The sequence below is a fragment of the Paenibacillus xylanexedens genome, from assembly GCF_007680605.1.
GTDB lineage: Bacteria > Bacillota > Bacilli > Paenibacillales > Paenibacillaceae > Paenibacillus > Paenibacillus xylanexedens_B.
Map to the genome: position 1 here is coordinate 2,327,696 of NZ_VEIO01000001.1, position 25,467 is coordinate 2,353,162.

Consider the following 25,467-nt stretch of genomic DNA (forward strand, 5'->3'; position numbering starts at 1 on the left):
TGAAAATTAACTGACAAAAAAGCGGTGTTTCCGCCGCTATGCCAAAGGAGGAAACACCGTTCTTTTGTTGCCAAATGTCTTTTTCAATTCAGGGCAATCTGGACGTGTCTTGAGACCAACTGATGTGTAGATTTTCAGACACACCCTAGCTGGTTCGCATACTGCAGTTTACCTCTGTTCAGCCTGCAAACTTCCATGTTGTACAGAGGTTCGGTCAACGTCGGGTCATACTGAAGGGCCTTTGCGAACAGGGAGCATGCCGCTTCTGGATTGGAGAGCTTCGCTTGGATACAGCCCAGAGCGTTACATACAAGACCTTTGAGTCTTGCTGATCCCTTAAGTAGCATAATCTGCTGTAAATGGGTTTCAGACTCATGAATCTGCTCCAGACTTAAGTGTGCGAGTGCCAGATAAAAACGGGCTAAGGCACTATCCGGGTAATCATTCACCACCCGTATGAATTGATCAATCGCCTGCGGATACATCTGTAGCTTAAAATATCCTTGGCCGCGGCTGAAGCATTCCAGATGTAGTTCAGGCAAAGCTGTCACTGCTTCCTGCTCCGGCTCAAGTGAAGCCGGTTTATCCAGCTCCCTTTCCCGAATCTGACTCATCTTTTCTTCAAACATCAGCCATTCATCCAGCATTCCGTCACTCATTCGTTTGAGCAAATTCCATTTTTGTTGCAGCTCCTGTTTGTTCAGACCTTCAGCGGAAGGATAGCTCTTGATAATTTCATCTAACATGTCGTTCATTTCGGCGAAAACATGCTGGAACATCGATGCATCCCCACCCTTGGAAAATGAATTAGTGCAGTGACCTGTACTCATTTTTTGCTGGATGGGCCGATTTCATTCTCCTTCCCAGCCGATTACAAGATCGTGGCGTGAACTTCTTTCTTCATGGTCTGAACCGGCTTGTTCTGACCGTCCACAAACACCACGGTAGGTTTATGCGTATTTGCTTCTTCCTGTGACATCATGGCATAAGAAATGATAATGACTGTATCTCCAGGCTGTACGAGACGAGCGGCAGCACCGTTCAGACAAATGACGCCACTGCCACGAGGACCTGGAATAACATAAGTCTCAAGTCGTGCTCCATTGTTATTGTTCACAATTTGCACTTTTTCGTTTTCCATTAAATCCGACGTTTCCATAAGGTCTTCGTCAATGGTAATGCTACCCACATAGTTCAAGTTGGCTTCCGTTACCGTAGCACGGTGAATCTTGGATTTCATCAGGGTTCTAAACATGGGACAGCACCTCCGTTTTTTGAATACGTATATTATCGATTAATCTTGTTTTCCCAAATTTCACGGCAAGTGCGATGAGCAAATCATCATAAGCCTTCAATTCCTCTTGATCAGCAAGAGGTTCCAGACTTGGAAAAGCCTGAATCTCGGCATAATCAATCACAGCATGCGCCGATTGGCCAATATGTCCACGGAGTACACGGCGAATGTCCTCTGCTGTAACAGCTGTCCCGACCTCCACCGATTCTTGTGCCGCACGCAGTGCCTGAGACAATACCAGAGCCTCCTGACGCAGTTCTGCGTTCAAATAGACATTACGTGAGCTGAGTGCCAAACCGTCCTGCTCACGAACGATAGGACAAGGCACAATGTTCACTGGCATATTTAGATCCTGTACCATTTGCTCAATAACGGCTACCTGCTGTGCATCCTTCATACCAAAAAAGGCTTTCTGCGGTTGCACGATGTTAAACAGCTTCGATACTACGGTAGTCACCCCGTTAAAATGCCCTGGACGGGATGCGCCACATAAGCGCTCTGTAATCCCGGATACTGTAATCGTGGTTTGCGTCGGCTGAGGATACATCTCTTCCACCGAGGGAATAAATACGATATCTACCCCTTCAGCACGAGCCGTTCCGAGATCGCGTTGTTCATCCCGCGGATAACTTTCAAAGTCTTCGTTTGGGCCAAACTGTATCGGATTAACAAAGATGCTTAGAACAACGATGTGGCTCTGTTCTCTCGCTGCTTTCATCAGACTGGCGTGGCCTTGATGAAGGTATCCCATGGTGGGCACCAGTCCAACCACGGTTTCTTCGGAATGGATCGCATGTTTTTTTCGCATCAAGCTTAGTTCCTGTCTTAACTCTGGGATCGTGCGTATGACTTTCATCAGCGAATTTCCACCTTTTCTTTGCGTTGTCCATACAATCCATCCAGTACACCATCCGCCGCGCTGAAAACATGCTCTTCGGCCGGGAAGGAGCGATCCTTCACTTCTTTTACATACGTTTCAATACTGGTACGAATCACACTTCCTACATCACCATAGGTTTTGACAAATCGTTTAGGCGTGTATGGTGAAGCATATTGAACCACATCATGGAATACGAGCACTTGACCGTCACATCCCCGCCCTGCTCCAATGCCAATGGTCGGAATGGACAATTCTTTCGAGATAGCTTCAGCCACTTCTTCCGTCACGAGTTCAAGCACGATGCCAAACGCCCCGGCGGCTTCCAGCGCTTTGGCTTCATCCATCAGACGTTTGGCATCTGCTACATCCTTGCCTTGAATTCGGTAACCGCCGATCTGATTCACCGATTGTGGTGTCAATCCGATATGTCCGAGCACAGGCACACCTGCTTGCACAACAGCCTTGACTGTCTCTGCGATTTCAACGCCGCCCTCCATTTTGACCGCATGGGCATGCCCTTCCTGCATCAACCGACGAACACCCTTCAATGTTTCATCAATGCTACCGTGGTACGTCATAAAAGGCATATCTGCTACGATAAACGTGTGTTCAGCACCACGCACAACTGAACGAGTGTGGTAAACCATATCATCAATCGTGACTGGCAAAGTTGAGTTATAGCCGAGAACAACATTCCCCAAAGAGTCGCCCACCAAAATCATGTCAATGCCGGCTTCTTCGGCGAGCAGAGCAGTCGGATAGTCATAAGCTGTAATCATGCTAAGCGGGATGCCATCCTGCTTGTATTTTTTCATTTTCACAATGTTTAACGCTTGTTTGTTTGCCATTTGTCTTGTGCCCCTCTCATCTTTTCAATTAAACGCAACAAAAAAACCTTTTAGTTTTCCACTAAAAAGTCCCGAAAAGTCAAAAAAGAGTCACTTGCGATCGTCCCTTCTGTCTCGGTCCTCTTCGGCTCAGAGCAGAATCCAACAACACATTTGTTCTTATTCCATTGTTTCCTTGCTATTGCTGTCCTACTTTCCTGCGTAAAACGCATCAAGCAGAACAAAGGTTACTGCTCATCGGAGTGCAGCTCGGTCATTACAGCCCGATACCGCCTCACGAAAACAGTATACCAAAGTTCTGCTCAAAGTTCACGTCTTATGTTCGAGATGATCCAAGAAAATTCGACAAAACATCAGCTTTTCCAAGTCACTTCGCCAGATATGATCAGTTCGCGTACCCCATTCAGCGTCTCAACTACCAGTGCTCCCGAAGAGTCCAGCCCTACAGCTGTTCCCTCGATTACACCATGAGGATTCGTAACAGTCACCTTTCGATTCAACGAAACAGACAATGCTTCCCAGAGTGTAGAAATAACTCCAAATCCCTCTTTTTGATATATAAAATATAGATGTTCCATCTCCGTCAAAATAGCGGCTGCTAGCGCCGTCCGATCAATAGCTTGCCCTGTTTCAATCTGAAGCGAGGTGGCAATCTGTTGCAAGTCTTCTGGATAATCCTGAGAATCAAAGTTTACATCTACGCCAATGCCCGCAATGCAATATCGAACCTGATGATCCTCAACCGCAGATTCAAGTAAAATGCCACATATCTTACGGTCATTGATCAACAAGTCATTCGGCCATTTAATGCCAGCCTCTGCACCAGTATAAGCTCGAATCGCTCGACATACAGCTACTCCAGTCAGAAGGGTAAGCTGGGGCGTATGTTGCAAAGGTATTTCGGGGCGTAGCAGCACGCTCATCCAGATCCCTTTTCCCGGAGGAGAGAACCACTTGCGGCCGAAACGACCTCTGCCTCCCGTCTGTTCTTCCGCGAAGACTACCGCACCCTCACCCTCGCCCTCTTCCGCCAGCTTAAGTACATCGGCCTGTGTGGATGAGGTTGAGGACAGCATGACCGCTTTACGGCCAAATGTCTTGGTCTTCAGATTAAGTTGGAGAGCTGTCTCATCAATACTTTCCGGTCTGGTGACCAGACGGTATCCTTTACGGGAAACGGCTTCAAACTCATACCCCATCTCCCGCAATTTATTGACATGTTTCCATACCGCGGTTCGGCTGATGGACAGCTGCCGGCTAATCTCCTCGCCCGATACAAACTGTCCGTCAGCATGAAGTAACATATGTAATAAGTCCTCATGCTTGGTCATTCGCAGCCACCCGTTTCACTTCAGTACATAGTGCTTCATACTGATTCATTATATTTCCAATCGCCGTTTCCCTGAGCAGATGTTTCATGAGTTGCCCGAGCCAAGGTCCACCTTTGCGCCCCACTAATTGCAACACCTGTTCACCCGTGATTTCGAGTTCTTTTATTGCATGGACTGGCATGGATCGACTCCAGTCCGCCGCGAGAGTTTGAACTTTAACGAGTCGATCGTGTGTCTGTTCAGAACCTTCACGCCACTGTTTCGGTAATTGCTCTTGCAACAACAGCCAGTCGTTAGCCGCCTGAGCACCACAATGGAGTACAGACACAATCCAGTTTTCCCGTAGCCCTTGATCATCTTCACACTGCTCCACAAAATCGGACACGAGTTGCTCCATTTGAAGCACACCCGTAATTCGAACACGTTGCTCATTGGAAAATGTCCACAGCCGCAATAACTTGTCTGCTTCTTCCCGGTTGTATCCACCAGCCAGCAACACACATGACCATCGAAGCAATACATGTTCTCCTGCCAAAAGCTGCAAGCCAGTTAACAAATCTCTATTAAACCTGGAAGAATCCACTGGTGCTTTGACATACTCTAGCGCTCTGCTGCGAAATAACAATTCCAATCCCTTGAGCGGATGAGGACCTGCCATCATTTTTACCATCTCAGTACGGACCCGTTCCATGGCAATATGCTGGAGCAGTTCACGCCGATCTACCAGTCCCTTCCAGGTATTGTACGCAATCCTGAAATCAAAGACGGAAGCAAACCGAACGCAGCGCAACATACGCAAAGCGTCCTCACCAAAGCGTTCAACCGCCAACCCCACACAACGCACAAGCTCTTTCTTAATATCAACTTGCCCGCCAAAAGGGTCGACGATAGCTCCCTTCACATCCATTGCAAGAGCGTTCATGGTGAAATCTCGCCGCTGCAGATCTTCCTTGATATCCTGAACAAACTGCACTGCAGCAGGTCTGCGATTATCCTGATACTCCGACTCTGTCCGAAAGGTCGTCACTTCAAAGTAATGGCCTCCAGAACGCACCGTCACTGTCCCGTGCTGTAATCCCGTAGGAATACAGTCGTCAAACAGACCCATAACTTGCTCGGGAGAAGCAGAGGTCGTAATATCCATGTCGTCCACGGCACGCCCCAGCATTTCGTCACGAACACAACCGCCAACCCAATAGGCCTCGAAGCCATGTTCATTTAATCGAGTAAGGACAGCCTCACTTTGTTTTGCCATTTCATTGTCTGCTTGTGTCCATTGAACCACCACATCTCACCTCTTCTCCTGCCTGCTGTGGCTCCCCAAACTTAACCGCACACGGGATTGAGACTAGGGATTTCTCTTCCAAGCACACGATAATATATCTTTTCATACTCCTGACGAATGGAGTCGTTGCAGAAATCATGATGGGCACGATGAAGGCATGCCTCCCGCATATCCGCAGCCAAACGCTCATTCGTGAGTAGACGAATCGCATTCTCCGCCATAGATTGGGTATCCCCAATCGGAGAGAGAAATCCTGTTTTCCCATGCAAAACAAGTTCCGGAATACCGCCAGCCTGTGAACCAATCGTAGGTACCCCACATGCCATCGCTTCAAGGGCTACCAGACCAAAGCTCTCTTTCTCTGATGGAAGCATCAAAATGTCAGCCATGGATATTACTTGAGCAATATCATCCTGTCTACCCAGGAAATGAACCTTTTCGCTCAAGCCGAGTTCTTTGATTTTACACTGAATTTTGGGCAAGTCCGGTCCTTCACCTACAAACAACAACTTCGCGGGAACCTGCTCCTGAACTTGACGGAATACTTCCACGACGTCTTGTGTTCGCTTGACTGGACGAAAGTTCGAGATATGCATCAGTATTTTTTCATGAGGCGCAGCATAATCACGACGCAGACTCGCGGCATCCCTTGGATAATAGATACGTTTATCTATAAAATTATAGGTCAGATCAATCGGACGCTGGATATCCAGCAGTTCAACCGTTTCACGAATCAAATCCTGAGAAACGGCAGTTACCGCATCACTCTCATTGATGGCAAGACGAATCAGGTCTTTAAGCGATTCATCCTGAGCCAGAACGGTGATATCGGTTCCGTGCAGGGTTGTAACCACTTTCAGGTTGTCTCCAACCATCTGCTTGGCAAGAAATGCACATACCGCATGCGGTACTGCATAATGCACATGCAATAAATCAAGCTGTTGTGCCTTTGCCACCTGAGCCATTTTAGTCGCTAAAGACAAATCGTACGGAGGATATCGAAACACATAATAATCGTTAACCTCTACTTCATGATAAAAAATATTTTTCTGAAACTTTCCCAGTCTGAACGGAATGCTGTTCGCAATAAAATGAACCTGATGTCCCTGTTCGGCCAGCAATTTGCCGAGTTCCGTTGCGACAACCCCGGATCCTCCGAGGGACGGATAACAGGTGATTCCGATTTTTAGCTTTTGATCCATCCGGTTGGACGCTCCTTTGATCTCCCGCATATCGCAGGTTGATATCATGCAACGGAAATTAATTGATGTCATGATTTGTTCAAGTGTAAATGTATGGTTCTATCTATATACAGGTGTGGGCATAGATTAGACGCCAAACTGTTTCACTACATAAGGCGTTATCGTTGCAAATCCTTCTGCAAACGGGATTAAGCTGCGTTGTCCAAGTAAGGAATCACGTGCCCTCACCCGTTCGATATAACCTTGATTCAGCGGTGTAGATACGATGCCCGCACCCTGCTCGAACTGAGATCGATAACAGCGAAGCGAGGCTTCCTTTTGTTCATAGTGTTCCGTAATATCCACAATCAAATCCGTAGGACCGATATCGTTGATAAAGTAAAAATAAGTTTCCTTCACTTGTACAGCTGGCATGTCCGGCATATAATTTCGAAGCTTCGCATTAAATACCGCTTCTTGCACGAGTTTGCTGCACATAATATGATCGGGATGCCGATCCTCCCAGTAAGGTGCAAAAACAATTCGAGGTGCATGTCTGCGAATCTCAGCGGTAACCGCCTCTACATGTTCCGGTGTAACATACAGCCCACGGTCAGGTAATCCGAGATTTGTTCGACACGAAAGACCGAGGACGCGTGAGGCTTGCTCCGCTTCCTCGGTTCTGCGCTCCACGGTGCCATTGGAGGACATCTCGGCACGAGTCAGGTCACATACGCCTACCTTTAACCCAGTAGCCGTATGTTTAGCAATCGTTCCAGCCATGCCGATCTCGGCATCGTCTGCATGTGCACCGAAGATAAGAATATCGAGACTCATTGAGAGTCACCCGTATTCAAAACGCCCTCCGGCTTGTACTTATGTACGAGCTCTCTCCAAGCAAAATCGCCACGGTCGAGAGCTTTAACAAGAATCTCGGCTGTTGCAATATTGGTTGCTAGCGGAATACCCTGAACATCGCACAGGCGAAGCAGCGCATTAATGTCCGGCTCGTGGGGCTGTGCCATTAACGGATCACGAAGGAAAATGATCAGATCCATCTCGTTTTGTGCAACCAATGCTCCAATCTGTTGGTCTCCCCCAAGCGGCCCGGATTCAAAACGATGAATCTGCAGGGATGTACCTTCCATAATACGAAGACCTGTTGTGCCTGTGGAATATAATTGATGATCTGTGAACACAGGCTCATAAGCAGTAACGAAGTTTACCATCTCTTCTTTTTTGCGATCATGGGCAATAAATGCGATTTTCAACATGACAATCTTCAATCTCCTTTAGTCGATAAAGTGGTCAAAGCCGTAAACGAGTCCTGTATATTCCATCACCTTTTGTACGCCGATCTTGACTCCTGGCATATAACCAGCACGCTCGTATGAATCATGACGAATTTTCAGCGACTGTCCGTAATCGCCAAATACAACTTCCTGCTGTGCGAACACACCTGGCAAACGAACGCTGTGAATGCGGAATCCGTTATAATATCCACCACGTGCACCCTCAATCGTTTCTTCTTCGTTCGGATTGCCTTGACGAATTTCTTCACGATTGGCTGCAATCAATTCGGCTGTTTTGATCGCTGTTCCTGAAGGAGCGTCCAGCTTCTGATCACCGTGATATTCAATGATCTCTACGTTAGGCATATGTTTGGCTGCCTGTGCTGCAAAACGCATCATAAGGATAGCCCCAATGGAGAAATTAGGCGCAATCAGCCCGCCAATACCTTTCTCCTGGCATTGCTTGTCCAACTGTTCAATCTGCTCCGGCGTGAAGCCGGTAACACCCATGACAGGTCTTACGCCATGGCGGATTGCAATCTCTGTATGAGCAAAAGCAAATTGAGGCACTGTAAAGTCAACCATGACCTGTGGTTTGGTTTCAGCAAAAGCCATCTCAATATCATCGGTTACCAATACGCCACACTCTGGCAGTCCTACCAGCGTTCCTGCATCCGTGCCTGCTCCGGAGCGGTTAACAGCGGCTGCAAGCTCCAAATCCGGGTCTTGCAGTACCAGTTTTACAACTTCACGGCCCATTCGTCCAGCCGCTCCGATCACGGCAACTCGTATCACTTCACTCATCTTGGTTGCATCTCCTTCACTATGTTAGTTCATCTAATCGTTTTAACCCATGCATCTCATCCAGTTCTATTATTGTAATACTTGACTGTGATGATCACTTATTGCATCGATTTCAAACGTTGCTTCGTTTGTTGTAACATCTGATACAACTGCGCGTTTTGCGGATCAAGCAGAATTGCATCCTGTAACACCTGAAGGGCACTTTGATATTCATTCAGGTCACTGTAAGCCAGAGCCAGCATCACATGTGCCTCCACAGACAGTGGATCCAGCCTAATGGCTTCTTTAAGAAGCTGGGAAGCCTCGACATATGGCTTGCTTGATTCTGTTCCAGCCTGCTCAAGCAGTAATTTGGCTCTAACTATAAGTTGCTTCGCTTCCAGTGTCTGCAGATGAAGCACATATTCTTCGGCACCTTCGGATAGTTCCACCGCCTTGCGGGCATATTCAAGTGCAGGAAGCAAATGTTTGCTCCGGGCGTGCGTTATTGAACAGCGATAATATAACTCGGCATGTTCCGGGTGAGCATCTATAGCCGCTTCGAACCAGCGAATGGCTTGCTCAAAATCATTTTGCAATATACAGCGGTAAGCCTGCTGCATATAATCTTCCGGTTTCATCATCAAGCTGACCCTCCCCGTGCGGGTGATGGTACAGCATATGTAATCTACGCCTAATCGGTGTTTTTTGGAGTCCACCGATTTGCGTCGCGGGTATTAAATTTATGCATAACTTTGTCATGCGCTTCAGCCAAATCAATACCGAGCGAGTTTGCAAAGCAGATGGTGATAAATAAAATGTCACCAAGCTCAAGTTCAATTGAATTGGCAGCTTCGGAAGCTTTCTTCGGTTTTTCTCCGAACTCGTGATTCACTTCACGGGCAAGCTCTCCAACCTCTTCAGACATCCGGGCCAGCATGGCCAGAGGACTGAAATATCCCTCTTTAAATTGAGAAATATAGAGGTCAACCTCACGCTGCATTTCCGCCATACTTTTCTCCATGAGAGCAGGTTCTCCTTCTATTCTGATGTCGTGTTTGTTCCTAATAATATCAGTTATTGATGTTTACTTCCACCATCATACGGTACAAATCATGATTAATGTCTGGCATAAATCATTTTTAAAGACTACAGAAACAGGTATACTAAGATGGGAATGATGACTACTTCATTCTAATTTTAAGTACAGAGAGGGATCTTATGAGCACTACCAAAACGTGGGTTCAGCTAAAACTTGTGCTCCCAATACTGTTGGGTACAGCTTTATACGCCTTTGGGCTTCTTTATTTTATTATCCCCAATCAGTTGATGGAGGGCGGGCTTACCGGGGTTACCGTGTTGATTAACTATGCCTTCGGGGTTTCCCCATCCCTTACCACTCTTATTTTAAATGTTCCGCTATTTCTGATCGGGCTTAAAGTGCTCGGTAGCAGACAGATGATTTATACCGGAATCGGAATCGGCGCGCTGACCGTATTTCTGTGGCTGTTCGAGAAGATGATTCACCGAGGCTGGATCGAGCCGTTACATACCGAAAATGACCTTTTATTGGCCGCACTATATGCCGGGGTTACTTTGGGAGCCGGCCTTGGTATCGTTTTCCGCTGGGGTGGTACTACAGGTGGTTCTGACATTATCGCCCGTATCCTCAACCGAAAATACGGATGGAGTATGGGACGAGTGCTGTTAGGTATCGACTTTGTGATCATTGGTCTTTCTCTCATCTACATTCCCAAGGAAAAAATCCTGTATACCCTGGTCGCTGTGTTTATTGCATCGAAAGTGATCGATTTCATTCAGGAAGGTGCCTATTCAGCCCGTGCATTTATGATCATCAGCGATCATGCTCCCGAGATTGCCGATCAGATCACCAAAGATATGGATCGCGGCGTTACGCTCATTCCAGCCATCGGCGCTTACTCGAAACAAGCAAAACATATGGCCTACTGTGTCATTTCCAGGCAAGAATTTCGCAGGTTACAAACCATCGTACGTTCCATTGATCCCAGGGCATTTGTCATTATCAGTGATGTACACGATGTGCATGGGGAAGGTTTTAAAGAAAGCTGAGACTTTATTTTAACAATAGGAAATATACAAAAAAACCTCTTCCCACAGCAAGACGTCAGTCTGACAGCTGTCTGAGTGGCAAGAGGTTTTCGTTGTTCATTGAATATACATCTATCATGATAAATACGGAAAATGGCTAGCGGCGATATGTAAAAATATCCTGTTGCTCGGCACGATACTTACGGTACCCCGCATAACTCAGCGTAGCAACAATGACAGAACTGATCACTAGCCCTGCTGCCCGGCGGTCTGGCCCTTGTACATAAGGCACAAAGGCACTTTCATCCTTTTCACGTCCAAACAGTTGATTCACTAACTCCTCTCCATGTTCAGTCATGCTACGGAGCTGTGATCGATCAGACTGCTTTGCATGTGTCAGTCCTTTGAGATGGGATAACCAAGCATCCATTTGAGCGATCTGATACGGCTCAAGCCGAATGATCGCCGCTGGACGTATCGTTTCATAGTGCTCTTCAAGAACACTGAAGCGATTAGCCAGAATTGTTGCACTGTTGTTCTGATTAGCTTCCAGTGATAACGCATCCAGATCATTCTTCACAATTTTATAATATTGGAGCCAGAGCGGTTTAGCCGGATTGGCCAGACTGTCCGTAGCAAGTCTGAGTTTGGCTGAAGCCTGCTGAAGCAGACGTCTATCCCCTTTGAATTTAGCTGTAGCCTCCTTGACTTCTACGACCGTTTCGGATAACGCATGAATTCCCTCAACAGAGGTTTGACCCTCGAACGAGACATGAGCCAGACTATTTCCGATTCGCGCAACGCTTGCGCGTACTTCCTCCATATTATTTTCAAGCACCCTGCGATATAGTACAGTAGCCTCTTCATTCAATTGTGCAATGGTAAAAGTTGAGGACACTTCCTGATCCACATTTGGTTTGAGTTCACCACTTTGTGCGTATACCCGGTACGAAGCATTGGTCCAAAGCAGCAGAGCCAAGAGTGATACCGTCAACCATCCCGCTAGACTCCTGAATGTTCTCTTCATGGACATCCCTCCCATCATCAATGTATGGCGAGGGATGACCGGTTAGAACAAGCTACGCTGGTATAATCAGGCTCTTTTGGCCTGCTTTAATGCAAGCCAAGCCGCGAGAATGCTCACGATGGTCAGCGTGACTGTAAAATTACGAACAGCATGTACATGTTGGTACAGCGTTGCAGGCAACCATGGGTAAATATCGTATGTATAATCCATCGTATCATTCAACAATGTCCAGAGACCCGCCACAATTAATGACAACCAGCGGAAGCCGAAGAACCGTACATATATCAGCGCTTCAATTGCCATGGCACTATGGGAAGCGATCAGCATCCAGTCCTGCCAGTGCTGTGCTCCTCCTTGAGACCAGCCAGCAAAAATGATAGATACGGCCCAGACGCCATATTTAACAGAGGTAACTACAGCGAGCGCCTGGATAATATGTCCAATCCGTTGCAGGATTGCAGACTTTACCGGATACAGTACCCACAACAGCGCTAATGTAAAAAACAAGCTTGCTGTCGGGCTATCTGGTACAAATACGATCTGCCACGCTGGCTGGTGGGCAAGAGTCCATTTCATTTGTTCACCATACCAGATGTAGCCATATACCGTACCAAGCGCATTACACCAGAACAAAAGCCACAAGAAATACCGATTGGTTAAAAACTCCCTGCTCCAAAAAAACGATAAAGCCACGACCATTGCACCTTCTTTCTTTACTCATTCTTAACTCTTCATCTATATAAGTTGAACTGAAGATTTTACACAGCCCACTCCGGTGACAGAACAACCTGGAGAGTAAAGGATAGTTCAACTTATATAAGCAACCGAATATCAAGTTTACTCTAAAAAGACTTCAAAAAAACCTGACCGCATAACGATCAGGTTTTTTCATTAATTCGATTTTACTGTTCTGCCTTCTGTTTCGCAAGCCATTCGGCTAGATGAGTGATTTCCTCATCGGTAACACCTTGAGCTATAGCTTGGTCATACATTGCAGGCATTCCATTGTAACCCTCTTTAATAATCGTCACAATCTCTTCTTGACTGTGCTTGTCACCGACGCCACGAAGAGAAGGTGCGTTGCCTTGGCCTTTCATATCGGTTGCGTGGCAGCCAATACATCCAGCCTTTTTGTACGTTTCCATCGCAGAATCGTCCTTGTCAACAATCGCCACTTCCTCCTGCTGCTGTCCCGGTGCATTAGAAGTAGGCAAGCCCTGTTCATGTTTCTCCAGAGCCTCTTCCTCCCGCTGAATATGCTCCGGCTTCTGCCCGGACGCTTCAAGCTCATGCTTGTAGTGTGTCCATGCTACGTTTGTCAGATAGAATACCGAAATAACGGACAGTAGCATTAGGGCCGAAGCAATAGGACGTTTGTAGAAGCGACGCTCTTTGCCCGTATCCAGGAAAGGAGCCAGGAGCAGAGCTCCGAATGCAACACCGCTGACACCCAGTACACCTAGCAGGACATAATCTCCAGATGCATAAGGATATTTCAAGTATTGATACAGGAAAAGAAAGTACCAGTCTGGCATCGGGATAACCGATGCACTTGGATTAGCTGGATAACCGAGAGGTGCAGGTTCCGAGATGGTCAACACGAGAATGCCGACCAGAACAACAACCCCGACCATCCACTCTTTAAGCAAGAAGTTAGGAATAAATGCTTCCGATTTGCCGGGATATGCCGTGTAATCAGGTGGAGTTATGAACCCCGACCCTTTGCGGACGCGTGAATCACCGACAAAGATAACTTTTTCCTCGTCATTGCCCTTGTGCCCGTGAGCCATTACGTTTCCTCCCTTCTTTGTTTTATAGTGGTCCCGAAATGCCCTGTCTGCGGATCATGATAAAGTGTCCGACCAGAAGCACCAGAAGCACCGCAGGGAGGAAGAAGACGTGCAATGCGAAGAATCGTGTCAGTGTCTGCGCACCAACAATCGTTCCCCCTTGCAGGAATTCTTTGATAATTGGTCCAAGCCAAGGTACGGTGTTGGCAATCTCCAGCGTTACTTTTGTTGCGAAATACGCTTTGTTATCCCAAGGCAACAAATACCCTGTCAGACCGAGACCGAGCATAACGAAGAAAATCAACATGCCGACAACCCAGTTCATTTCACGCGGAGCCTTGTATGAGCCTGTAAAGAATACACGCATCGTATGTAGGAACATCATGACGATAACCAAACTGGCCCCCCAATGGTGCATACCGCGTACAATCTGACCAAAAGCTACTTTCGTCTGCAAATACTCAACACTTGCATACGCGTTAATAATATCTGGAACGTAGTACATCGTCAGGAACATACCTGACAGAATCTGAATAACTGTAATAAAGAACGTTAATCCGCCAAAACAGTATACGAATGCGGAAAAGTGATGCGCCGGGTTTACATGCTCTGGCACTTCATGATCCGCAACGTCCCGCCATATTGGCGTGATGTCAAGACGCTCGTCAATCCAGTCATAGACATTTTTAAACATCTGCGTTCACGCCTCCTATTTCACTCGGGTGTTCGGAACAATCTCGCCCAGATAAACCCAGCCTTGTTCCTCCTTAACCACATATTCATCCAATGGTTTCGGGGCTACGGCAAGATTCTTCCCTTCCTTGTCATAGTGCGCGCCGTGGCATGGGCAATGGTACTCATTCGGGTAATTTTTGTCACTGTTCCATCCGACTGTACATCCCAGATGTTTACAGATAGGTGAAAGCGCATAAATTTTCCCTTGTTCGTCCTTGCGAATCCAAGCCACCAACGAAGCATTACTCAAATACCAGCCATCCTGTTGTTTCAGTTCGAACGTAAATTCTTGAGGTTCATTTGTAATTTTGCTGATCTCAGCCACTTTGACAGAGGTTCCTTCTCCCTTGTGTTGCAAAATCGGGTCCACCGCAAAACGGACCATAGGAAGAATTGCACCGGCGGCCATGTAGGCTGTAGCTCCACCAAGCGTATACGTCAAAAACTGCCTGCGCGACATTTCCAATTTGCTTGGCGGTTTCATCGAGGCTTCGTGCTGGTCATGCTCACTGCTCATACTGTCTCCAACCCCCTTTTTCAGCCAACTCTCTCAATCGTTTTCATTATCATAAATTCCACGACTTACTAGAACATACATAATCATATAGTAGCCCTAGAACACCGTCAAGAATTTGTCACACATTTTTAAGGTTCAATTGTAAGCGTTGTTAAAAAACTGTTGGAAATTTGTCACATTTGTCGTCAGAATGTCACCTTTTCCATAGATCTCGAATGCATTCCCCGACATGTCGGGCAATTGTCCCTTCTTCGAGTTGCGCTGCTATATCCTTTTGACTCAAAAGTAAATCCGCGGCTGGAATGTCCATGTCCACAAAAGATCCATCTGCTGACATAATTACCACATACTTAAATCCAGAAGCCTTGAGTTCAGTCGACAAGGTATTTAATGTCATTGACATTTGCGAACTTGCGTAATGATAGGCTGGGTACGTCATAATTCTTCCTTTAAAAGGAATTTCCACCGTATCCAGAAAGTCTCTTAGCCGTTCCAGCGCTTCAGTCGCTTCAACCGGTGACTGTTTGCCGCTCATAGCCGTGAACGGAACAAGGCAGGTATCCAGATAGAGTTGCAGTTCAGCCCAGCTGTCTTGATTCATCTCACTGAATTTCAATTCCCTATATCCCCTTCCTATCCATTTTATTCCCATATTATATATGAGCATATGTTATAAAGCCAGATATTCATTCAATTTTTAAGTTTATATAAAAAATATTAAAAAAAGGAATGCGCCATTGCGCATTCCTTTTAATCCGACTATTCATTTAAATGGTACTATATTCATCCGTTAATTGATCGTCCTCAGTTCATCCGTCAGACTCCGGAAAGCTACTTCGTCTCCGGTAGCTAACGCTTTGTCGATTTCCAAATAAAGCTTTTCACTCTTCTGTTTGCGAAGCGCCTCGTCCCAAACCATCTCAGCCGCCAGCCCCAACATGACTTCATACGTAACTTTCATTTTATCCAATAGGATGCACCTCCAAAACGGAATTTAAGAGCTCCTATATTCTCTTCCTTTGATTACATAACCCAGTGAAGTTCTCGACATCCGCTGCAGATCAGCTTCAGTCAATTCACGTATCACTTTGGCAGGTGTCCCCAAAGCGAGAGTATAGGGCGGAATTTTACTATTTTCAGTGACTACAGAACCGGCTCCAATCAGAGAGTACTCACCGATTTCGCCACCATTAAGTACAATGGCTCCCATACCGATCAATGCCCCTGTTCCGATAGTACAACCATGAACGATTGCAGCATGTCCTACGGAGACATCATCTCCTAGGATAAGAGGTTGATCGGTGTTTACATGTCCTACAGCATTATCTTGAATATTGCAACGCTTTCCAATAATAATAGGTGCCAAATCGGCCCGCAGGACTGCATTGAACCAAACGGTAGAATCTTCGTCCATTTGCAGATCACCTATTAATTTTGAACCCTCGGCCATATATATGGAAGGGTGTAGCACTGGCTTTATACCTTTGTATGGAATTATCATTTGTATCACTCCTTAATTTGGGAGTGATTGTAGCAACTTGTCCTTCACTTGTCAAACAAAACAGGTGTAACATCTGCAGAGATGGAGCGGCAGGACGAGGCGAGCTTTAATCCCCAAGCCGTCATCTGCACAACTCTTCCTTGTTCATGCTTACCTGCACGAACCAAGCCTAGATGCATCATCATTTTAATGATCCGCTTATCATAGATATCTTCAGCAGTGTCGTAATAGAACGGCTGGATAAAAGGCCCGATTTGCTGAAAAAGCGATTCCATCGTGGACCAATTCTCGGCACATTCGCCTGTCCAGTACACAATCGAGGACAGGTTGGGAACAGCACCTTTATAAAGTCTTAACCAAAACCGAAACAGCTGTATCATTTCGGCTGTTTTCTCGGCCTCCAATTTCTCTTCACCAGACCCTGTCAGCCTAAGACACCCCTGCTCTTCACGAATCAATCGGTGATGAAATGCATAATCATACACCAATGCGAATCGATCCGGATAATCCTTAAACGAACGACCGTATCCGAAGCGCCAGCCGGCTTTGCCTACCAGTTCCTCAGAGATGTGCATATGCTCCATAAGTTGCTGCTGTGAGCGTCGGTACATCAACCCTTCGCCATTCACAGCGATCTCATGTTGTTGCACAAATTTCAGGAACAACTTCAAATCTTCTGCCATCAGATGATATTCTTCTCGATACATGGCTGGCTCTGTCGTTTTGATAATACCTGCTCGTAAATGGGCAGATAACACATCTCTGAACCTCAGTTTCAAATCTTTAGGCACTTGATAGAGATATCTGGTCTGTTGTGTAGTCCCATTGAATAGCCAGCCGCTTTTGGTAAAGCGAATAATGAGATCACGCGGACTTGAGCCTGCCTCACTCTCCTTTTTGTCCATCGATTGACGGGCTATGGCGATGAGCTCCTCCATACCATAAAATTGGCGGGGGTCAAATAACAGGTTGTTCAGAAACCGTTGATCGGCCTGGTTCAATTGACGTATCTGTTGCTCAAAGAAAGGTTTACTACCCAATGTTGTGAGGATGCTCTGGATGAGTTCATGTTTGGAATTAGGCTTGCATTCACATTGATAGTAGTCTGCTATTCGATTAAGCTGGCCAATATCAGCAAAAGTCAGCATATCTGCTAGATTCATGGATCCATCGCCTCACCCGTTCACTGCTTTAGGTTGCTGATCTGGCCTTCAACAGTGTGGTTTTGTAAACATGGTTGACGGATTCTCCACAATCTAAACCTCTTCTTGCCATTTTTTTTGTTTTATCTCATCTTATGCCTCAAAACAATCAATCAGAAGAGAAACAGTAGAGTTTATCCGCGGTACTGTTTAATCTCTTAGATGTAGACGGTATAAAAAAACAACCTGAGCTTATCACTCAGGTTGTTTAGCGGTATCCATAGACAGATGCTGTATGCAATTATATAAGAGTGGAGTCCAGTCATCTTCATGTTCTTTCTCCAGAATGGTCAGCGACAGATTACCAATGCGTTCGGTATATTTATCCTGATATAACGCCGTTAACAGGTTAGCAAGAAAAGCACCATGCGTTACAATAAGTACATTTTCTTTCGAGTGAGCAGACCATAAATCGTCCAAAAAAGCCAGCGCACGTACTTGAATATCCTCGATGTGCTCCTGTCCCAGATCAAGTGTATCCCAGGATTTCCCCCAACGCGCAACCCGCTCATCCGAAGTAAGGCCCTCAACCAGACCAAATGCTCGTTCTTTCAATCGTGCGTCCGGTTCAAGCATAGGCACATCCAGCATCCGTGAAAGAATCTCTCCCGTTTCCTGTGCCCTTGATAAACCACTCGTCACAATAAAATCCCACTGGTAGTCTTCAGACTGCAGACGTCTACCAAGACATGTTGCTTGCTTACGTCCTTCCTCATTCAAAGGAATATCCGTCTGCCCCTGTATGCGGCCAGCCGCATTCCAATCTGTCAGACCATGACGAACAAGTCCGATCCGCACATTCATCCCTCATTTCTCCACACAGCGAACGCCAGGTTGGAAACCTACGCACCCACACCTTGTTTACGTTTCGTTGTTGATCGATGCATACGTCCAAGTGAAAACAAAGCCATTCCTATGGCAAGCAGGGACAAAGCCATCCAGTATTGAGGATAAGCAGGCCCCATACTTACAACAAAAGGTTCAATGATACTGCCTTTATTCGCTCCAGGGATGTCATACTTATACAATCCCGAAGATGAAGATGTACTTCCAGCAACCCCAGTCTCAAGGATGCCTGTTGTAATTACATTGGACTTCTCAGCTTCTGAAACCTCTGGCTTGAACATCGCCATGTACAGAAAGCTGCATAAAAAAATAGCCAGGAACGCCGCAATCCACAAAGACATATGTTTACGGATTGCCGCAGAGAATCGATTAACCTTTGCCTCTTCTGGTAATAGCCATGGAGACTCCGCGTAAATCCGGTCCATTACGTTTCGGTTGACCCTCTCTGCCTGTTGCTCTGTCACTGGAACCGGGATGCTATGAAGCAGCATCTGGGCTTCCTCCCAGACTTCAAACTGCTCCGAACAATCTTCACAACCAGCGAGATGTGCTTGAAAAGCAATTCGCTGTGGATGAGATTCCGGTAAGTCCCAGACCAATGCAAACAGTTCCTGGGCTTCATTGCAATTCATCGGTTCTTCATCCCTTCATATGGCTCGTACATCGGCTCGAAGAAATAAGGCTCCAATTGTGTTTTTACGCTTGATCTTGCCCTGAATAACAGCGATTTAACAGAACTAACACTCTGCCCCAAAATACCCGCGATTTCTTGATAATCCAACTGATCATACTCACGAAGTATAATCGCGGAACGTTGCTTTTCTGGCAGATTGTTAATCGCATCTCTAACCAGCATCACCCGCTCGCTACGCAGAACAGCATGCTCAGGAGCATTCTCCATAGGAGCAACAGGAACTACGCCGCTCTCTTCAAGCGGAACATTCCCACTACGCTGTTTACGAAGCTCACTCAATACCGTATTTCTAGCGATGGTATACAGCCAGGTGGAGAATGAAGCATCCACCTCACGGAAAGAGTGTAAACTGCGGAACGCCTTGTAGAATGTCTCAGAACAGAGATCTTCCGCAAGCAACTCCATATTGGAACTTTTCAACATATGATATACGAAAGCCAGTATTTTACGCTGATAACGACTCATCAGCTCGGAATATAACTCAACGTTACCTTCCTTGATCTCTCGAATCAACTGGGAATCCGTCATTTGAGTGCGACCCCTCCTCGCCCATCCATGTGCTTCTCCCCGTTCGACTCTATCCATGTATTACCGAACAGGCGTAAAAAAGTTGCGGTTCAACCGCATAAAAAAAGCGTCCAGCACCGTTTTCGGCCCTTCCGCCAAATTCCCCTATGTAATGGCAATTTCCCCAACGTTTCTACATAACAGTAACATTGTACAACGGTCTGCATCATCCTGGCAAATCCATTGCTATCCACTTTTGTCCGACTTAACATTTATATGCCATCCAATTCGTTGTCATGACTTCTTAATACAGCAACTTGGAAAGCCTTGCATATTATAGACGTAGTATCTTCTAGAAAGGTTACAAAAATGAAATATTTTTTCCGAAAATTTTTTTGGGTCATTCTATCAACATCCTTTTTCGCACCTCACGAATGTTTTTGCTAAGATTAAAAGCCTTGATTGCACGGTTTTTCCTTGAAATCTAAGTTTTACAAATAATTTTGTCCAAAGTGTTGACAAAATGAAAACGTATACATATAATAAAAGTACAGTATGGTTTCTCTCCACTCCTATCCAATAACTGTATTGCTCCACGTGAGCAATGGCCGCTTATGTAAGCGGTCTTTTTTTTGTCTAAAAACGTAGTTCTCACACTGGTTACAAAAAAAAGAGAGCTCTCGCCCTCTTTTGCCACCCTAAATCCACACCTGATAACCTAAAGATGCTAGCAGAGTCTTCGCTCGTTCCATATCCTCTTCCTGACGGAATGATAAACGCATAATCCCCGGCACGTCCACCCGGTTTTCAATAATCTCAAGGTTACTCAAGTTGATATCATTTGTCCCGAGCTCTGTTGCTATTTTACCGATCATACCCGGAGCATCCTGCACATCTGTATACAGATCGAATAAAGGCGATATCATGCCCTTGCGTCGCTCAGGCAATACACTGCGGAATTCCCGCGCCTGACGAAATGCATCCTCAATGCCTTCCCCGTTCTTTTGCTCTAACATCGTTGTAAAGGACGACATTTGACTATTCCAGTCCTTAAGCAACTCCAGCAATACTTCTCGGTTACTCAGCAAAATATCCCTCCAGACAATAGCATCGCTGGACGCAATCCGCGTAATATCCCGAAAACCACCTGCTGCCAGCATTTTATACAGCGGATTGGATTCGTTATATTCACGTACTTGATTCACCAGAGCAACAGCAATAACATGGGGCAGATGACTGATCGCACCCACAATATCATCATGCAACAGAGGTTCTACCCGAACAATCTGTGCACGAGTATACGCTAAAAGCTCGGATAAGCGGCCGTAAGCCTCCTCAGGCACATGCATGGACGGGGTAAGAACATAATAGGCGTTCTCAAATAATACAGCTGACGCCGCGTCCACACCCGCCCGTTCCGATCCTGCCATCGGGTGCCCTCCGATAAAGTAAGCCTCTTTTAACCGGATATGTTCTGCACAAGCTGCAATGGAGGCTTTGGTACTACCAACATCTGTAATGATACAGCCTTTTTTCAGCGGCAGTCTGGACAGTTGTTCAAAATATGATTCAAGCAAACCGACAGGCACACACAAAAAAATGAAGTCGGCATCCTGCACCGCTTCTTCCAGAGAGAGCGTAGCAGCATCCACTACTCCGCTCGCTATGTACTTGTCTTTTAACTCTTCCAAGTGTGCGTATCCCATGACGGTAATCCCTGGCTTGCCTTTAAAGCAAAGCGCAAGTGAACCGCCGATGAGTCCGACACCAATCATTGCAATTTTTATGGTCATGGGTCCTCACTCTTTCATCGCCAGTATTAAGGGCGTGCTGCCACATTCTCCGCCAGTGTGTTCTGCAGCGCCGCTATAAACGCACGATTCTGCTCCGCTGTGCCCACTGATACACGAATGTATGTTGGATAGACGTGAAAGCCCGAGCGAACGATAATGCCCTGTTTCAACAAAGACTGAAACGCTTCGACAGATGGCATGTTCACATCAACCAAAATGAAGTTCCCTTGACTTGGGAAATAAGACAAACCCAGTCGTGAAAATTCATTTTGTAACCATTCCCGATCTTCAGTATTCCGTTTGGAACACTCCTGCACAAAAGTCTGATCCTGAAGTCCGGCCATTGCCGCAACCTGGCCAAGACGTGAAGTGTTAAACGGTTCCCGTACACGGTTAATCAGGTCAATGATCTCCGGACGCGCGATTCCGTAACCTATACGAAGTGATGCCAAACCATAAATTTTGGAGAAGGTCCGCAGAACAACCAAGTTCGGGTAACGATTAATCAGTGAAACGCTTTGCGGATAAGCTTCGTCCGTTACGAATTCGTAATAAGCCTCGTCCAGTACCACCATTACATTCGACGGGACCTGATCCATAAAGCTGATAAGCTCCTTTTCGGAAATGATCGTACCGGTAGGATTATTCGGATTGCACACCCAGACAGCTTTGGTTTTATCGTTGATTTGCGCCAGCATTGCTGGCAAGTCATGAGTTCCATTTTTCAAAGGGACCTCTACGGTCACAGCACCTTCGATGTCCGCATTGCTTTTATATACGGAGAAGGTCTGGTCTGCCATAATGGTCTCATCCCCGGGAAGAAAAAACGCACGTGTAATCAGTGCAATAATTTCATCCGATCCACAGCCAAAAATCAAATTGTCTCGCTCTACTCCCAAATGCTCGGCAAGCACCGCTGTGAGTTCTGCTGCACTTCCGTCGGGATAAATACTTACATTAGCCAATTCTCTCGTAATTGCCTCTAGTACAGCTGGAGAACTGCCATAGGGGTTCTCGTTGGAGGCCAGCTTGATGACGTGCTCCAGCCCCAGCTCACGTTTAACTTCTTCAATCGGTTTGCCCGGTTTATACACAGGCAGATTGACAATCTGGGATTTCGGTTTCAATTCGACCGCCTCCTGTTGCTCAAAATTGAGTAAAGTGGGAAAAAAGTTCAACTTATGCGATTATCCTTTTAATTGTGCCACAAAGTTGCGAATTTGCAACAGTCCGGCCTCACGGGTATTCGCATTTTCGAGTAGCGGGATTGCTTCTTCCACTTGCCGCACAATAGCGCTGCCTACAACGACACCGTCACAGATGCGGGAGAAATGAGCGACCTGCTCATGGCTCGAAATGCCGAAGCCTACTGCGACAGGAAGATCTGTCAGACCTTTTACCGTTTCAATAAAACTTTCTACACCGTTAAAAAAGGATGCACGCTCTCCGGTTACACCAAGTGAAGAAACACAATAGATAAATCCGCGCGCGCCAGTGACAATCCGCTCAATACGAGCATTGGATGTAGGAGCTACAAGCGGAACCAGATGAACCCCGGCCTGATCGGCACGTCGACGCATATCTTCTGCCTCTTCGATCGGTAAATCCGGGATAATCATGCCGCTGATATCATGTTTGATCAATTCGTCAAAGAAAGTATCCAGACCCGTTTGCAACACCGGATTGTAATACGTAAATAACACAAACGGTAACTTTACGCCCGCTTCACGAGCTTTAGCCGCCGTCTTCATCACCGTACGAATCGTGATTTGGCTTTTCAATGCACGCTCGGAAGCACGCTGAATAACAGGACCGTCTGCGAGCGGATCGGAATACGGAACACCAAGCTCCAAGATGTCTGCTCCTGCTTGTTCAAGCTCCTTGATAATGTCAATAGTGGTGTTCACATCCGGATCACCAACGGTAAGAAACGGAATAAGTGCCGTGCGTTTTTGTTCTTTTAATTGCTGGAAGGTTTGGTCCATCAGATTCATTACAAGTTACCTCCCGTATACTTCATAATGGATTCTACGTCTTTATCCCCGCGCCCAGACAGACAGATCACAATGATATCATCAGCAGTCAGTTCCGGCGCCAGCTTCACGACCTGAGCAACCGCATGGGCCGACTCCAGGGCAGGAATAATGCCTTCCGTGCGGCTTAACAATTGCAAAGCATCCAAGGCTTCCTGATCGGTAATTGGAACATATTTAGCCCGTTCAATATCTTTAAGATAAGAGTGTTCCGGTCCAACCCCTGGATAATCCAGACCTGCCGAGATGGAGTGTGCAGGTTGCACTTGCCCATATTCATCTTGTAGCAGATAACTCATCGAGCCCTGGAATACACCATGTGTCCCTTTGCTCATCGTTGCCGCATGGTACTCGGTATCCACACCTTTTCCTGCTGCTTCAACACCAACCAATTTAACATCCTGATCTCCGATAAAAGGGTAGAACATACCGATGGCGTTACTTCCGCCGCCAACAGCCGCTACAATAACATCCGGAAGGCGTCCTTCGATCTCTTGAATCTGACGACGAGTCTCGTCTCCGATCACGCGCTGGAAATTACGTACCATCATTGGATACGGGTGAGGTCCGACAACAGATCCCAGTACATAGAAAGTATCTTCTACATTACTGACCCAATAACGAAGCGCTTCGTTACCAGCATCTTTCAATGTACGTGTGCCAGACGTAACCGGAATGACTTCTGCTCCGAGCAATTTCATGCGGAATACATTTAGCTGTTGACGCTGGGTATCTTCCTCACCCATGAATACTTTGCACTCCAGTCCGAGCAATGCCGCAACGGTTGCTGTCGCAACCCCGTGCTGGCCTGCACCGGTTTCAGCAATGACTTTCTTTTTCCCCATCCGTTTAGCAAGGAGCCCTTGTCCAATCGCATTGTTGATTTTATGTGCACCTGTGTGATTCAGATCTTCACGTTTCAAATAAATTTTGGGACCACCCAGATGACGTGATAATTGCTCCGCGTGATAGAGAGGTGTCTCTCGTCCGGAATATTCACTGAGCAAATAATTCAATTCCTTGTTAAACTCTTCATCCTCAGAGAAGCGGCTGTAGGCTTCTTCTAGTTCAATCAGAGCGTTCATTAGTGTCTCGGGTACAAAACGGCCTCCGAAAAGACCGAAACGCCCATGTTCATCCGGCAATTGGTGTGTCATGCCTGCTTCACCCTTTCTACAAATGCTGTAATTTTGGATATATCTTTAAGACCTTGCGTCTCCACGCCACTTGATACGTCTACGCCATAAGGTCTGTACGTTTGAATTAAATGTTGTACATTATCCGTCTGAAGTCCGCCTGCGACAAACATGGCAATACCACGTTCAGCAGCCCATTCTGCGTATACAGGTATACGTTCCCAAGCAAATGTTTTGCCAGAACCGCCACCATACAATGGATCAAAGGTATCCAGCAAGATCGCGTCAACGAAGCCCACGTAATCATTTAACCGTTGCAAAGCGGCATGATCCGCATCCAGTTCTGTTTCGTCTTTGGGAAAAGAAACGACCTTGAACACATCTGCATGCCAGAGCTCTTTCACTTGTTGACAGAATGCTGCACTTTCCTGCCCATGCAACTGGATTACATCCAAAGACACGGTTTCCATCACATGCGTCAGTTCCTGCATTGACGGATTCACAAAAACACCAGCAAGTTTCGGCCGTTCATGTAAAGGCCATTCAAACAAAACCGATCTCAACTCCGCTGCCTTCTCAGGAGTAATTTGTCGTCGGGACTTGGCAAATACGACACCGATATAGTCCACAGGCAAGTTTATCATCGATTTTAGCACTTCAACGTCCTGAAGTCCACATATTTTTACGGCCGCCGGCAACAAGTCCCCTTGTATACGGGAACC

30 protein-coding genes are annotated in these 25,467 nt (G+C 46.5%); 1 reads left to right on the forward strand and 29 read right to left on the reverse strand.

Annotation, left to right across the window (positions count from 1 at the left end; genetic code table 11):
• Positions 1–134: 134 nt before the first annotated feature.
• From FS818_RS10230 to FS818_RS10285, 12 genes are all read right to left on the reverse strand, one after another.
• A complete protein-coding gene (locus FS818_RS10230) occupies positions 135–755 on the reverse strand; it encodes a tetratricopeptide repeat protein (protein ID WP_313960463.1) in 621 nt (206 codons plus the stop codon).
• Positions 756–871: 116 nt separating this feature from the next.
• Positions 872–1,255, reverse strand: a complete 384-nt coding sequence (gene panD, locus FS818_RS10235) for an aspartate 1-decarboxylase (RefSeq protein ID WP_123066044.1) — start codon at positions 1,253–1,255, stop codon at positions 872–874.
• Positions 1,248–2,102 carry a pantoate--beta-alanine ligase gene (gene panC, locus FS818_RS10240; RefSeq protein ID WP_397351766.1) on the reverse strand — a complete coding sequence of 285 codons (855 nt, stop codon included), beginning with the start codon at positions 2,100–2,102 and terminating at the stop codon, positions 1,248–1,250. The genes panD and panC overlap by 8 nt, the downstream gene beginning before the upstream one ends.
• A 47-nt stretch (positions 2,103–2,149) precedes the next feature.
• A complete protein-coding gene (gene panB / locus FS818_RS10245) occupies positions 2,150–3,022 on the reverse strand; it encodes a 3-methyl-2-oxobutanoate hydroxymethyltransferase (RefSeq protein ID WP_145331716.1) in 873 nt (290 codons plus the stop codon).
• Positions 3,023–3,375: 353 nt separating this feature from the next.
• On the reverse strand, positions 3,376–4,353 hold the full coding sequence (locus FS818_RS10250) for a biotin--[acetyl-CoA-carboxylase] ligase (RefSeq protein ID WP_145331717.1): 978 nt from the start codon (positions 4,351–4,353) through the stop codon (positions 3,376–3,378).
• Entirely contained in the window at positions 4,340–5,641 is a 1,302-nt protein-coding gene (locus tag FS818_RS10255; protein ID WP_260989824.1) for a CCA tRNA nucleotidyltransferase, read from the reverse strand. The genes FS818_RS10250 and FS818_RS10255 overlap by 14 nt, the downstream gene beginning before the upstream one ends.
• 38 nt (positions 5,642–5,679) lie before the next feature.
• Positions 5,680–6,840 (reverse strand): N-acetyl-alpha-D-glucosaminyl L-malate synthase BshA, encoded by a 1,161-nt coding sequence (gene bshA, locus FS818_RS10260; protein ID WP_145331718.1) that lies wholly within the window; start codon positions 6,838–6,840, stop codon positions 5,680–5,682.
• Positions 6,841–6,966: 126 nt separating this feature from the next.
• A complete protein-coding gene (gene bshB1, locus FS818_RS10265) occupies positions 6,967–7,656 on the reverse strand; it encodes a bacillithiol biosynthesis deacetylase BshB1 (RefSeq protein WP_145331719.1) in 690 nt (229 codons plus the stop codon).
• Complete coding sequence (mgsA, locus tag FS818_RS10270; RefSeq protein WP_145331720.1) at positions 7,653–8,093, reverse strand: methylglyoxal synthase; 441 nt, start codon at positions 8,091–8,093, stop codon at positions 7,653–7,655. Before mgsA ends, bshB1 begins: the two co-directional genes overlap by 4 nt.
• An 18-nt stretch (positions 8,094–8,111) precedes the next feature.
• Positions 8,112–8,915 (reverse strand): 4-hydroxy-tetrahydrodipicolinate reductase, encoded by an 804-nt coding sequence (dapB, locus tag FS818_RS10275; protein ID WP_090917170.1) that lies wholly within the window; start codon positions 8,913–8,915, stop codon positions 8,112–8,114.
• A 98-nt stretch (positions 8,916–9,013) separates the two neighbouring features.
• Positions 9,014–9,538, reverse strand: coding sequence for a tetratricopeptide repeat protein (locus FS818_RS10280; protein ID WP_145331721.1), 525 nt, complete (start codon positions 9,536–9,538; stop codon positions 9,014–9,016).
• A gap of 50 nt (positions 9,539–9,588) precedes the next feature.
• Positions 9,589–9,918, reverse strand: a complete 330-nt coding sequence (locus FS818_RS10285; RefSeq protein WP_090917174.1) for a nucleotide pyrophosphohydrolase — start codon at positions 9,916–9,918, stop codon at positions 9,589–9,591.
• Positions 9,919–10,115: 197 nt separating this feature from the next.
• Between FS818_RS10285 and FS818_RS10290 the strand changes: the two genes are divergently transcribed.
• Complete coding sequence (locus tag FS818_RS10290; protein WP_145331722.1) at positions 10,116–10,985, forward strand: YitT family protein; 870 nt, start codon at positions 10,116–10,118, stop codon at positions 10,983–10,985.
• A 136-nt stretch (positions 10,986–11,121) separates the two neighbouring features.
• Here FS818_RS10290 and FS818_RS10295 read toward each other — a convergent pair whose 3' ends face one another.
• From FS818_RS10295 to FS818_RS10375, 17 genes are all read right to left on the reverse strand, one after another.
• Entirely contained in the window at positions 11,122–11,991 is an 870-nt protein-coding gene (locus FS818_RS10295; protein WP_186331628.1) for a sporulation protein YpjB, read from the reverse strand.
• Between the two features lie 66 nt (positions 11,992–12,057).
• Positions 12,058–12,684 carry a DUF1405 domain-containing protein gene (locus FS818_RS10300; protein WP_145331724.1) on the reverse strand — a complete coding sequence of 209 codons (627 nt, stop codon included), beginning with the start codon at positions 12,682–12,684 and terminating at the stop codon, positions 12,058–12,060.
• A 209-nt stretch (positions 12,685–12,893) separates the two neighbouring features.
• On the reverse strand, positions 12,894–13,781 hold the full coding sequence (locus FS818_RS10305) for a menaquinol-cytochrome c reductase cytochrome b/c subunit (RefSeq protein WP_145331725.1): 888 nt from the start codon (positions 13,779–13,781) through the stop codon (positions 12,894–12,896).
• A gap of 22 nt (positions 13,782–13,803) precedes the next feature.
• On the reverse strand, positions 13,804–14,475 hold the full coding sequence (qcrB, locus tag FS818_RS10310; RefSeq protein WP_017687726.1) for a menaquinol-cytochrome c reductase cytochrome b subunit: 672 nt from the start codon (positions 14,473–14,475) through the stop codon (positions 13,804–13,806).
• A 15-nt stretch (positions 14,476–14,490) separates the two neighbouring features.
• Positions 14,491–15,033 (reverse strand): QcrA and Rieske domain-containing protein, encoded by a 543-nt coding sequence (locus FS818_RS10315; RefSeq protein WP_090917182.1) that lies wholly within the window; start codon positions 15,031–15,033, stop codon positions 14,491–14,493.
• A gap of 193 nt (positions 15,034–15,226) precedes the next feature.
• Positions 15,227–15,649 (reverse strand): DUF2487 family protein, encoded by a 423-nt coding sequence (locus tag FS818_RS10320; protein ID WP_145331726.1) that lies wholly within the window; start codon positions 15,647–15,649, stop codon positions 15,227–15,229.
• A gap of 174 nt (positions 15,650–15,823) precedes the next feature.
• Positions 15,824–16,003: an IDEAL domain-containing protein gene (locus FS818_RS10325; protein WP_090917186.1), complete on the reverse strand. Its 180-nt coding sequence runs from the start codon at positions 16,001–16,003 to the stop codon at positions 15,824–15,826.
• A 24-nt stretch (positions 16,004–16,027) separates the two neighbouring features.
• Positions 16,028–16,534 (reverse strand): gamma carbonic anhydrase family protein, encoded by a 507-nt coding sequence (locus FS818_RS10330; protein WP_145331727.1) that lies wholly within the window; start codon positions 16,532–16,534, stop codon positions 16,028–16,030.
• A gap of 44 nt (positions 16,535–16,578) precedes the next feature.
• Positions 16,579–17,697 carry a hypothetical protein gene (locus tag FS818_RS10335; protein WP_145331728.1) on the reverse strand — a complete coding sequence of 373 codons (1,119 nt, stop codon included), beginning with the start codon at positions 17,695–17,697 and terminating at the stop codon, positions 16,579–16,581.
• A 234-nt stretch (positions 17,698–17,931) separates the two neighbouring features.
• Complete coding sequence (locus FS818_RS10340) at positions 17,932–18,534, reverse strand: histidine phosphatase family protein (RefSeq protein ID WP_145332842.1); 603 nt, start codon at positions 18,532–18,534, stop codon at positions 17,932–17,934.
• A 44-nt stretch (positions 18,535–18,578) separates the two neighbouring features.
• Positions 18,579–19,214: an anti-sigma factor family protein gene (locus FS818_RS10345; RefSeq protein ID WP_090917192.1), complete on the reverse strand. Its 636-nt coding sequence runs from the start codon at positions 19,212–19,214 to the stop codon at positions 18,579–18,581.
• Complete coding sequence (locus tag FS818_RS10350; RefSeq protein ID WP_090917194.1) at positions 19,211–19,804, reverse strand: RNA polymerase sigma factor; 594 nt, start codon at positions 19,802–19,804, stop codon at positions 19,211–19,213. Before FS818_RS10350 ends, FS818_RS10345 begins: the two co-directional genes overlap by 4 nt.
• A gap of 677 nt (positions 19,805–20,481) precedes the next feature.
• Entirely contained in the window at positions 20,482–21,576 is a 1,095-nt protein-coding gene (locus FS818_RS10355; RefSeq protein ID WP_145331729.1) for a prephenate dehydrogenase, read from the reverse strand.
• 26 nt (positions 21,577–21,602) lie between these two features.
• The gene (gene hisC / locus FS818_RS10360; protein ID WP_145331730.1) at positions 21,603–22,703 is read right to left on the reverse strand and encodes a histidinol-phosphate transaminase; all 1,101 of its coding nucleotides are present in this window, start codon (positions 22,701–22,703) and stop codon (positions 21,603–21,605) included.
• A 60-nt stretch (positions 22,704–22,763) separates the two neighbouring features.
• Positions 22,764–23,570 carry a tryptophan synthase subunit alpha gene (gene trpA, locus FS818_RS10365; RefSeq protein WP_145331731.1) on the reverse strand — a complete coding sequence of 269 codons (807 nt, stop codon included), beginning with the start codon at positions 23,568–23,570 and terminating at the stop codon, positions 22,764–22,766.
• Positions 23,570–24,766 carry a tryptophan synthase subunit beta gene (gene trpB / locus FS818_RS10370; RefSeq protein WP_145331732.1) on the reverse strand — a complete coding sequence of 399 codons (1,197 nt, stop codon included), beginning with the start codon at positions 24,764–24,766 and terminating at the stop codon, positions 23,570–23,572. Before trpB ends, trpA begins: the two co-directional genes overlap by 1 nt.
• Positions 24,763–25,446: a phosphoribosylanthranilate isomerase gene (locus FS818_RS10375; RefSeq protein WP_145332843.1), complete on the reverse strand. Its 684-nt coding sequence runs from the start codon at positions 25,444–25,446 to the stop codon at positions 24,763–24,765. The genes trpB and FS818_RS10375 overlap by 4 nt, the downstream gene beginning before the upstream one ends.
• Between the last annotated feature and the right edge of the window lie 21 nt (positions 25,447–25,467).

What these genes read in the sequence shown, in the direction of transcription:
- FS818_RS10250 (WP_145331717.1), bottom strand. Translation starts at nt 4,353, where the DNA reads ATGACCAAGCATGAGGACTTATTACATATGTTACTTCATGCTGACGGA.
- FS818_RS10285 (WP_090917174.1), bottom strand. Translation starts at nt 9,918, where the DNA reads ATGGAGAAAAGTATGGCGGAAATGCAGCGTGAGGTTGACCTCTATATT.
- FS818_RS10355 (WP_145331729.1), bottom strand. Translation starts at nt 21,576, where the DNA reads ATGACCATAAAAATTGCAATGATTGGTGTCGGACTCATCGGCGGTTCA.
- panC (WP_397351766.1), bottom strand. Translation starts at nt 2,102, where the DNA reads ATGCGAAAAAAACATGCGATCCATTCCGAAGAAACCGTGGTTGGACTG.
- FS818_RS10330 (WP_145331727.1), bottom strand. Translation starts at nt 16,534, where the DNA reads ATGATAATTCCATACAAAGGTATAAAGCCAGTGCTACACCCTTCCATA.
- bshB1 (WP_145331719.1), bottom strand. Translation starts at nt 7,656, where the DNA reads ATGAGTCTCGATATTCTTATCTTCGGTGCACATGCAGACGATGCCGAG.
- FS818_RS10290 (WP_145331722.1), top strand. Translation starts at nt 10,116, where the DNA reads ATGAGCACTACCAAAACGTGGGTTCAGCTAAAACTTGTGCTCCCAATA.
- dapB (WP_090917170.1), bottom strand. Translation starts at nt 8,915, where the DNA reads ATGAGTGAAGTGATACGAGTTGCCGTGATCGGAGCGGCTGGACGAATG.
- FS818_RS10305 (WP_145331725.1), bottom strand. Translation starts at nt 13,781, where the DNA reads ATGGCTCACGGGCACAAGGGCAATGACGAGGAAAAAGTTATCTTTGTC.
- FS818_RS10230 (WP_313960463.1), bottom strand. Translation starts at nt 755, where the DNA reads ATGAACGACATGTTAGATGAAATTATCAAGAGCTATCCTTCCGCTGAA.
- mgsA (WP_145331720.1), bottom strand. Translation starts at nt 8,093, where the DNA reads ATGTTGAAAATCGCATTTATTGCCCATGATCGCAAAAAAGAAGAGATG.
- FS818_RS10350 (WP_090917194.1), bottom strand. Translation starts at nt 19,804, where the DNA reads ATGACGGATTCCCAGTTGATTCGAGAGATCAAGGAAGGTAACGTTGAG.
- bshA (WP_145331718.1), bottom strand. Translation starts at nt 6,840, where the DNA reads ATGGATCAAAAGCTAAAAATCGGAATCACCTGTTATCCGTCCCTCGGA.
- trpA (WP_145331731.1), bottom strand. Translation starts at nt 23,570, where the DNA reads ATGAATCTGATGGACCAAACCTTCCAGCAATTAAAAGAACAAAAACGC.
- FS818_RS10280 (WP_145331721.1), bottom strand. Translation starts at nt 9,538, where the DNA reads ATGATGAAACCGGAAGATTATATGCAGCAGGCTTACCGCTGTATATTG.
- qcrB (WP_017687726.1), bottom strand. Translation starts at nt 14,475, where the DNA reads ATGTTTAAAAATGTCTATGACTGGATTGACGAGCGTCTTGACATCACG.
- panB (WP_145331716.1), bottom strand. Translation starts at nt 3,022, where the DNA reads ATGGCAAACAAACAAGCGTTAAACATTGTGAAAATGAAAAAATACAAG.
- panD (WP_123066044.1), bottom strand. Translation starts at nt 1,255, where the DNA reads ATGTTTAGAACCCTGATGAAATCCAAGATTCACCGTGCTACGGTAACG.
- FS818_RS10315 (WP_090917182.1), bottom strand. Translation starts at nt 15,033, where the DNA reads ATGAGCAGTGAGCATGACCAGCACGAAGCCTCGATGAAACCGCCAAGC.
- FS818_RS10295 (WP_186331628.1), bottom strand. Translation starts at nt 11,991, where the DNA reads ATGAAGAGAACATTCAGGAGTCTAGCGGGATGGTTGACGGTATCACTC.
- FS818_RS10335 (WP_145331728.1), bottom strand. Translation starts at nt 17,697, where the DNA reads ATGAATCTAGCAGATATGCTGACTTTTGCTGATATTGGCCAGCTTAAT.
- trpB (WP_145331732.1), bottom strand. Translation starts at nt 24,766, where the DNA reads ATGACACACCAATTGCCGGATGAACATGGGCGTTTCGGTCTTTTCGGA.
- FS818_RS10345 (WP_090917192.1), bottom strand. Translation starts at nt 19,214, where the DNA reads ATGAATTGCAATGAAGCCCAGGAACTGTTTGCATTGGTCTGGGACTTA.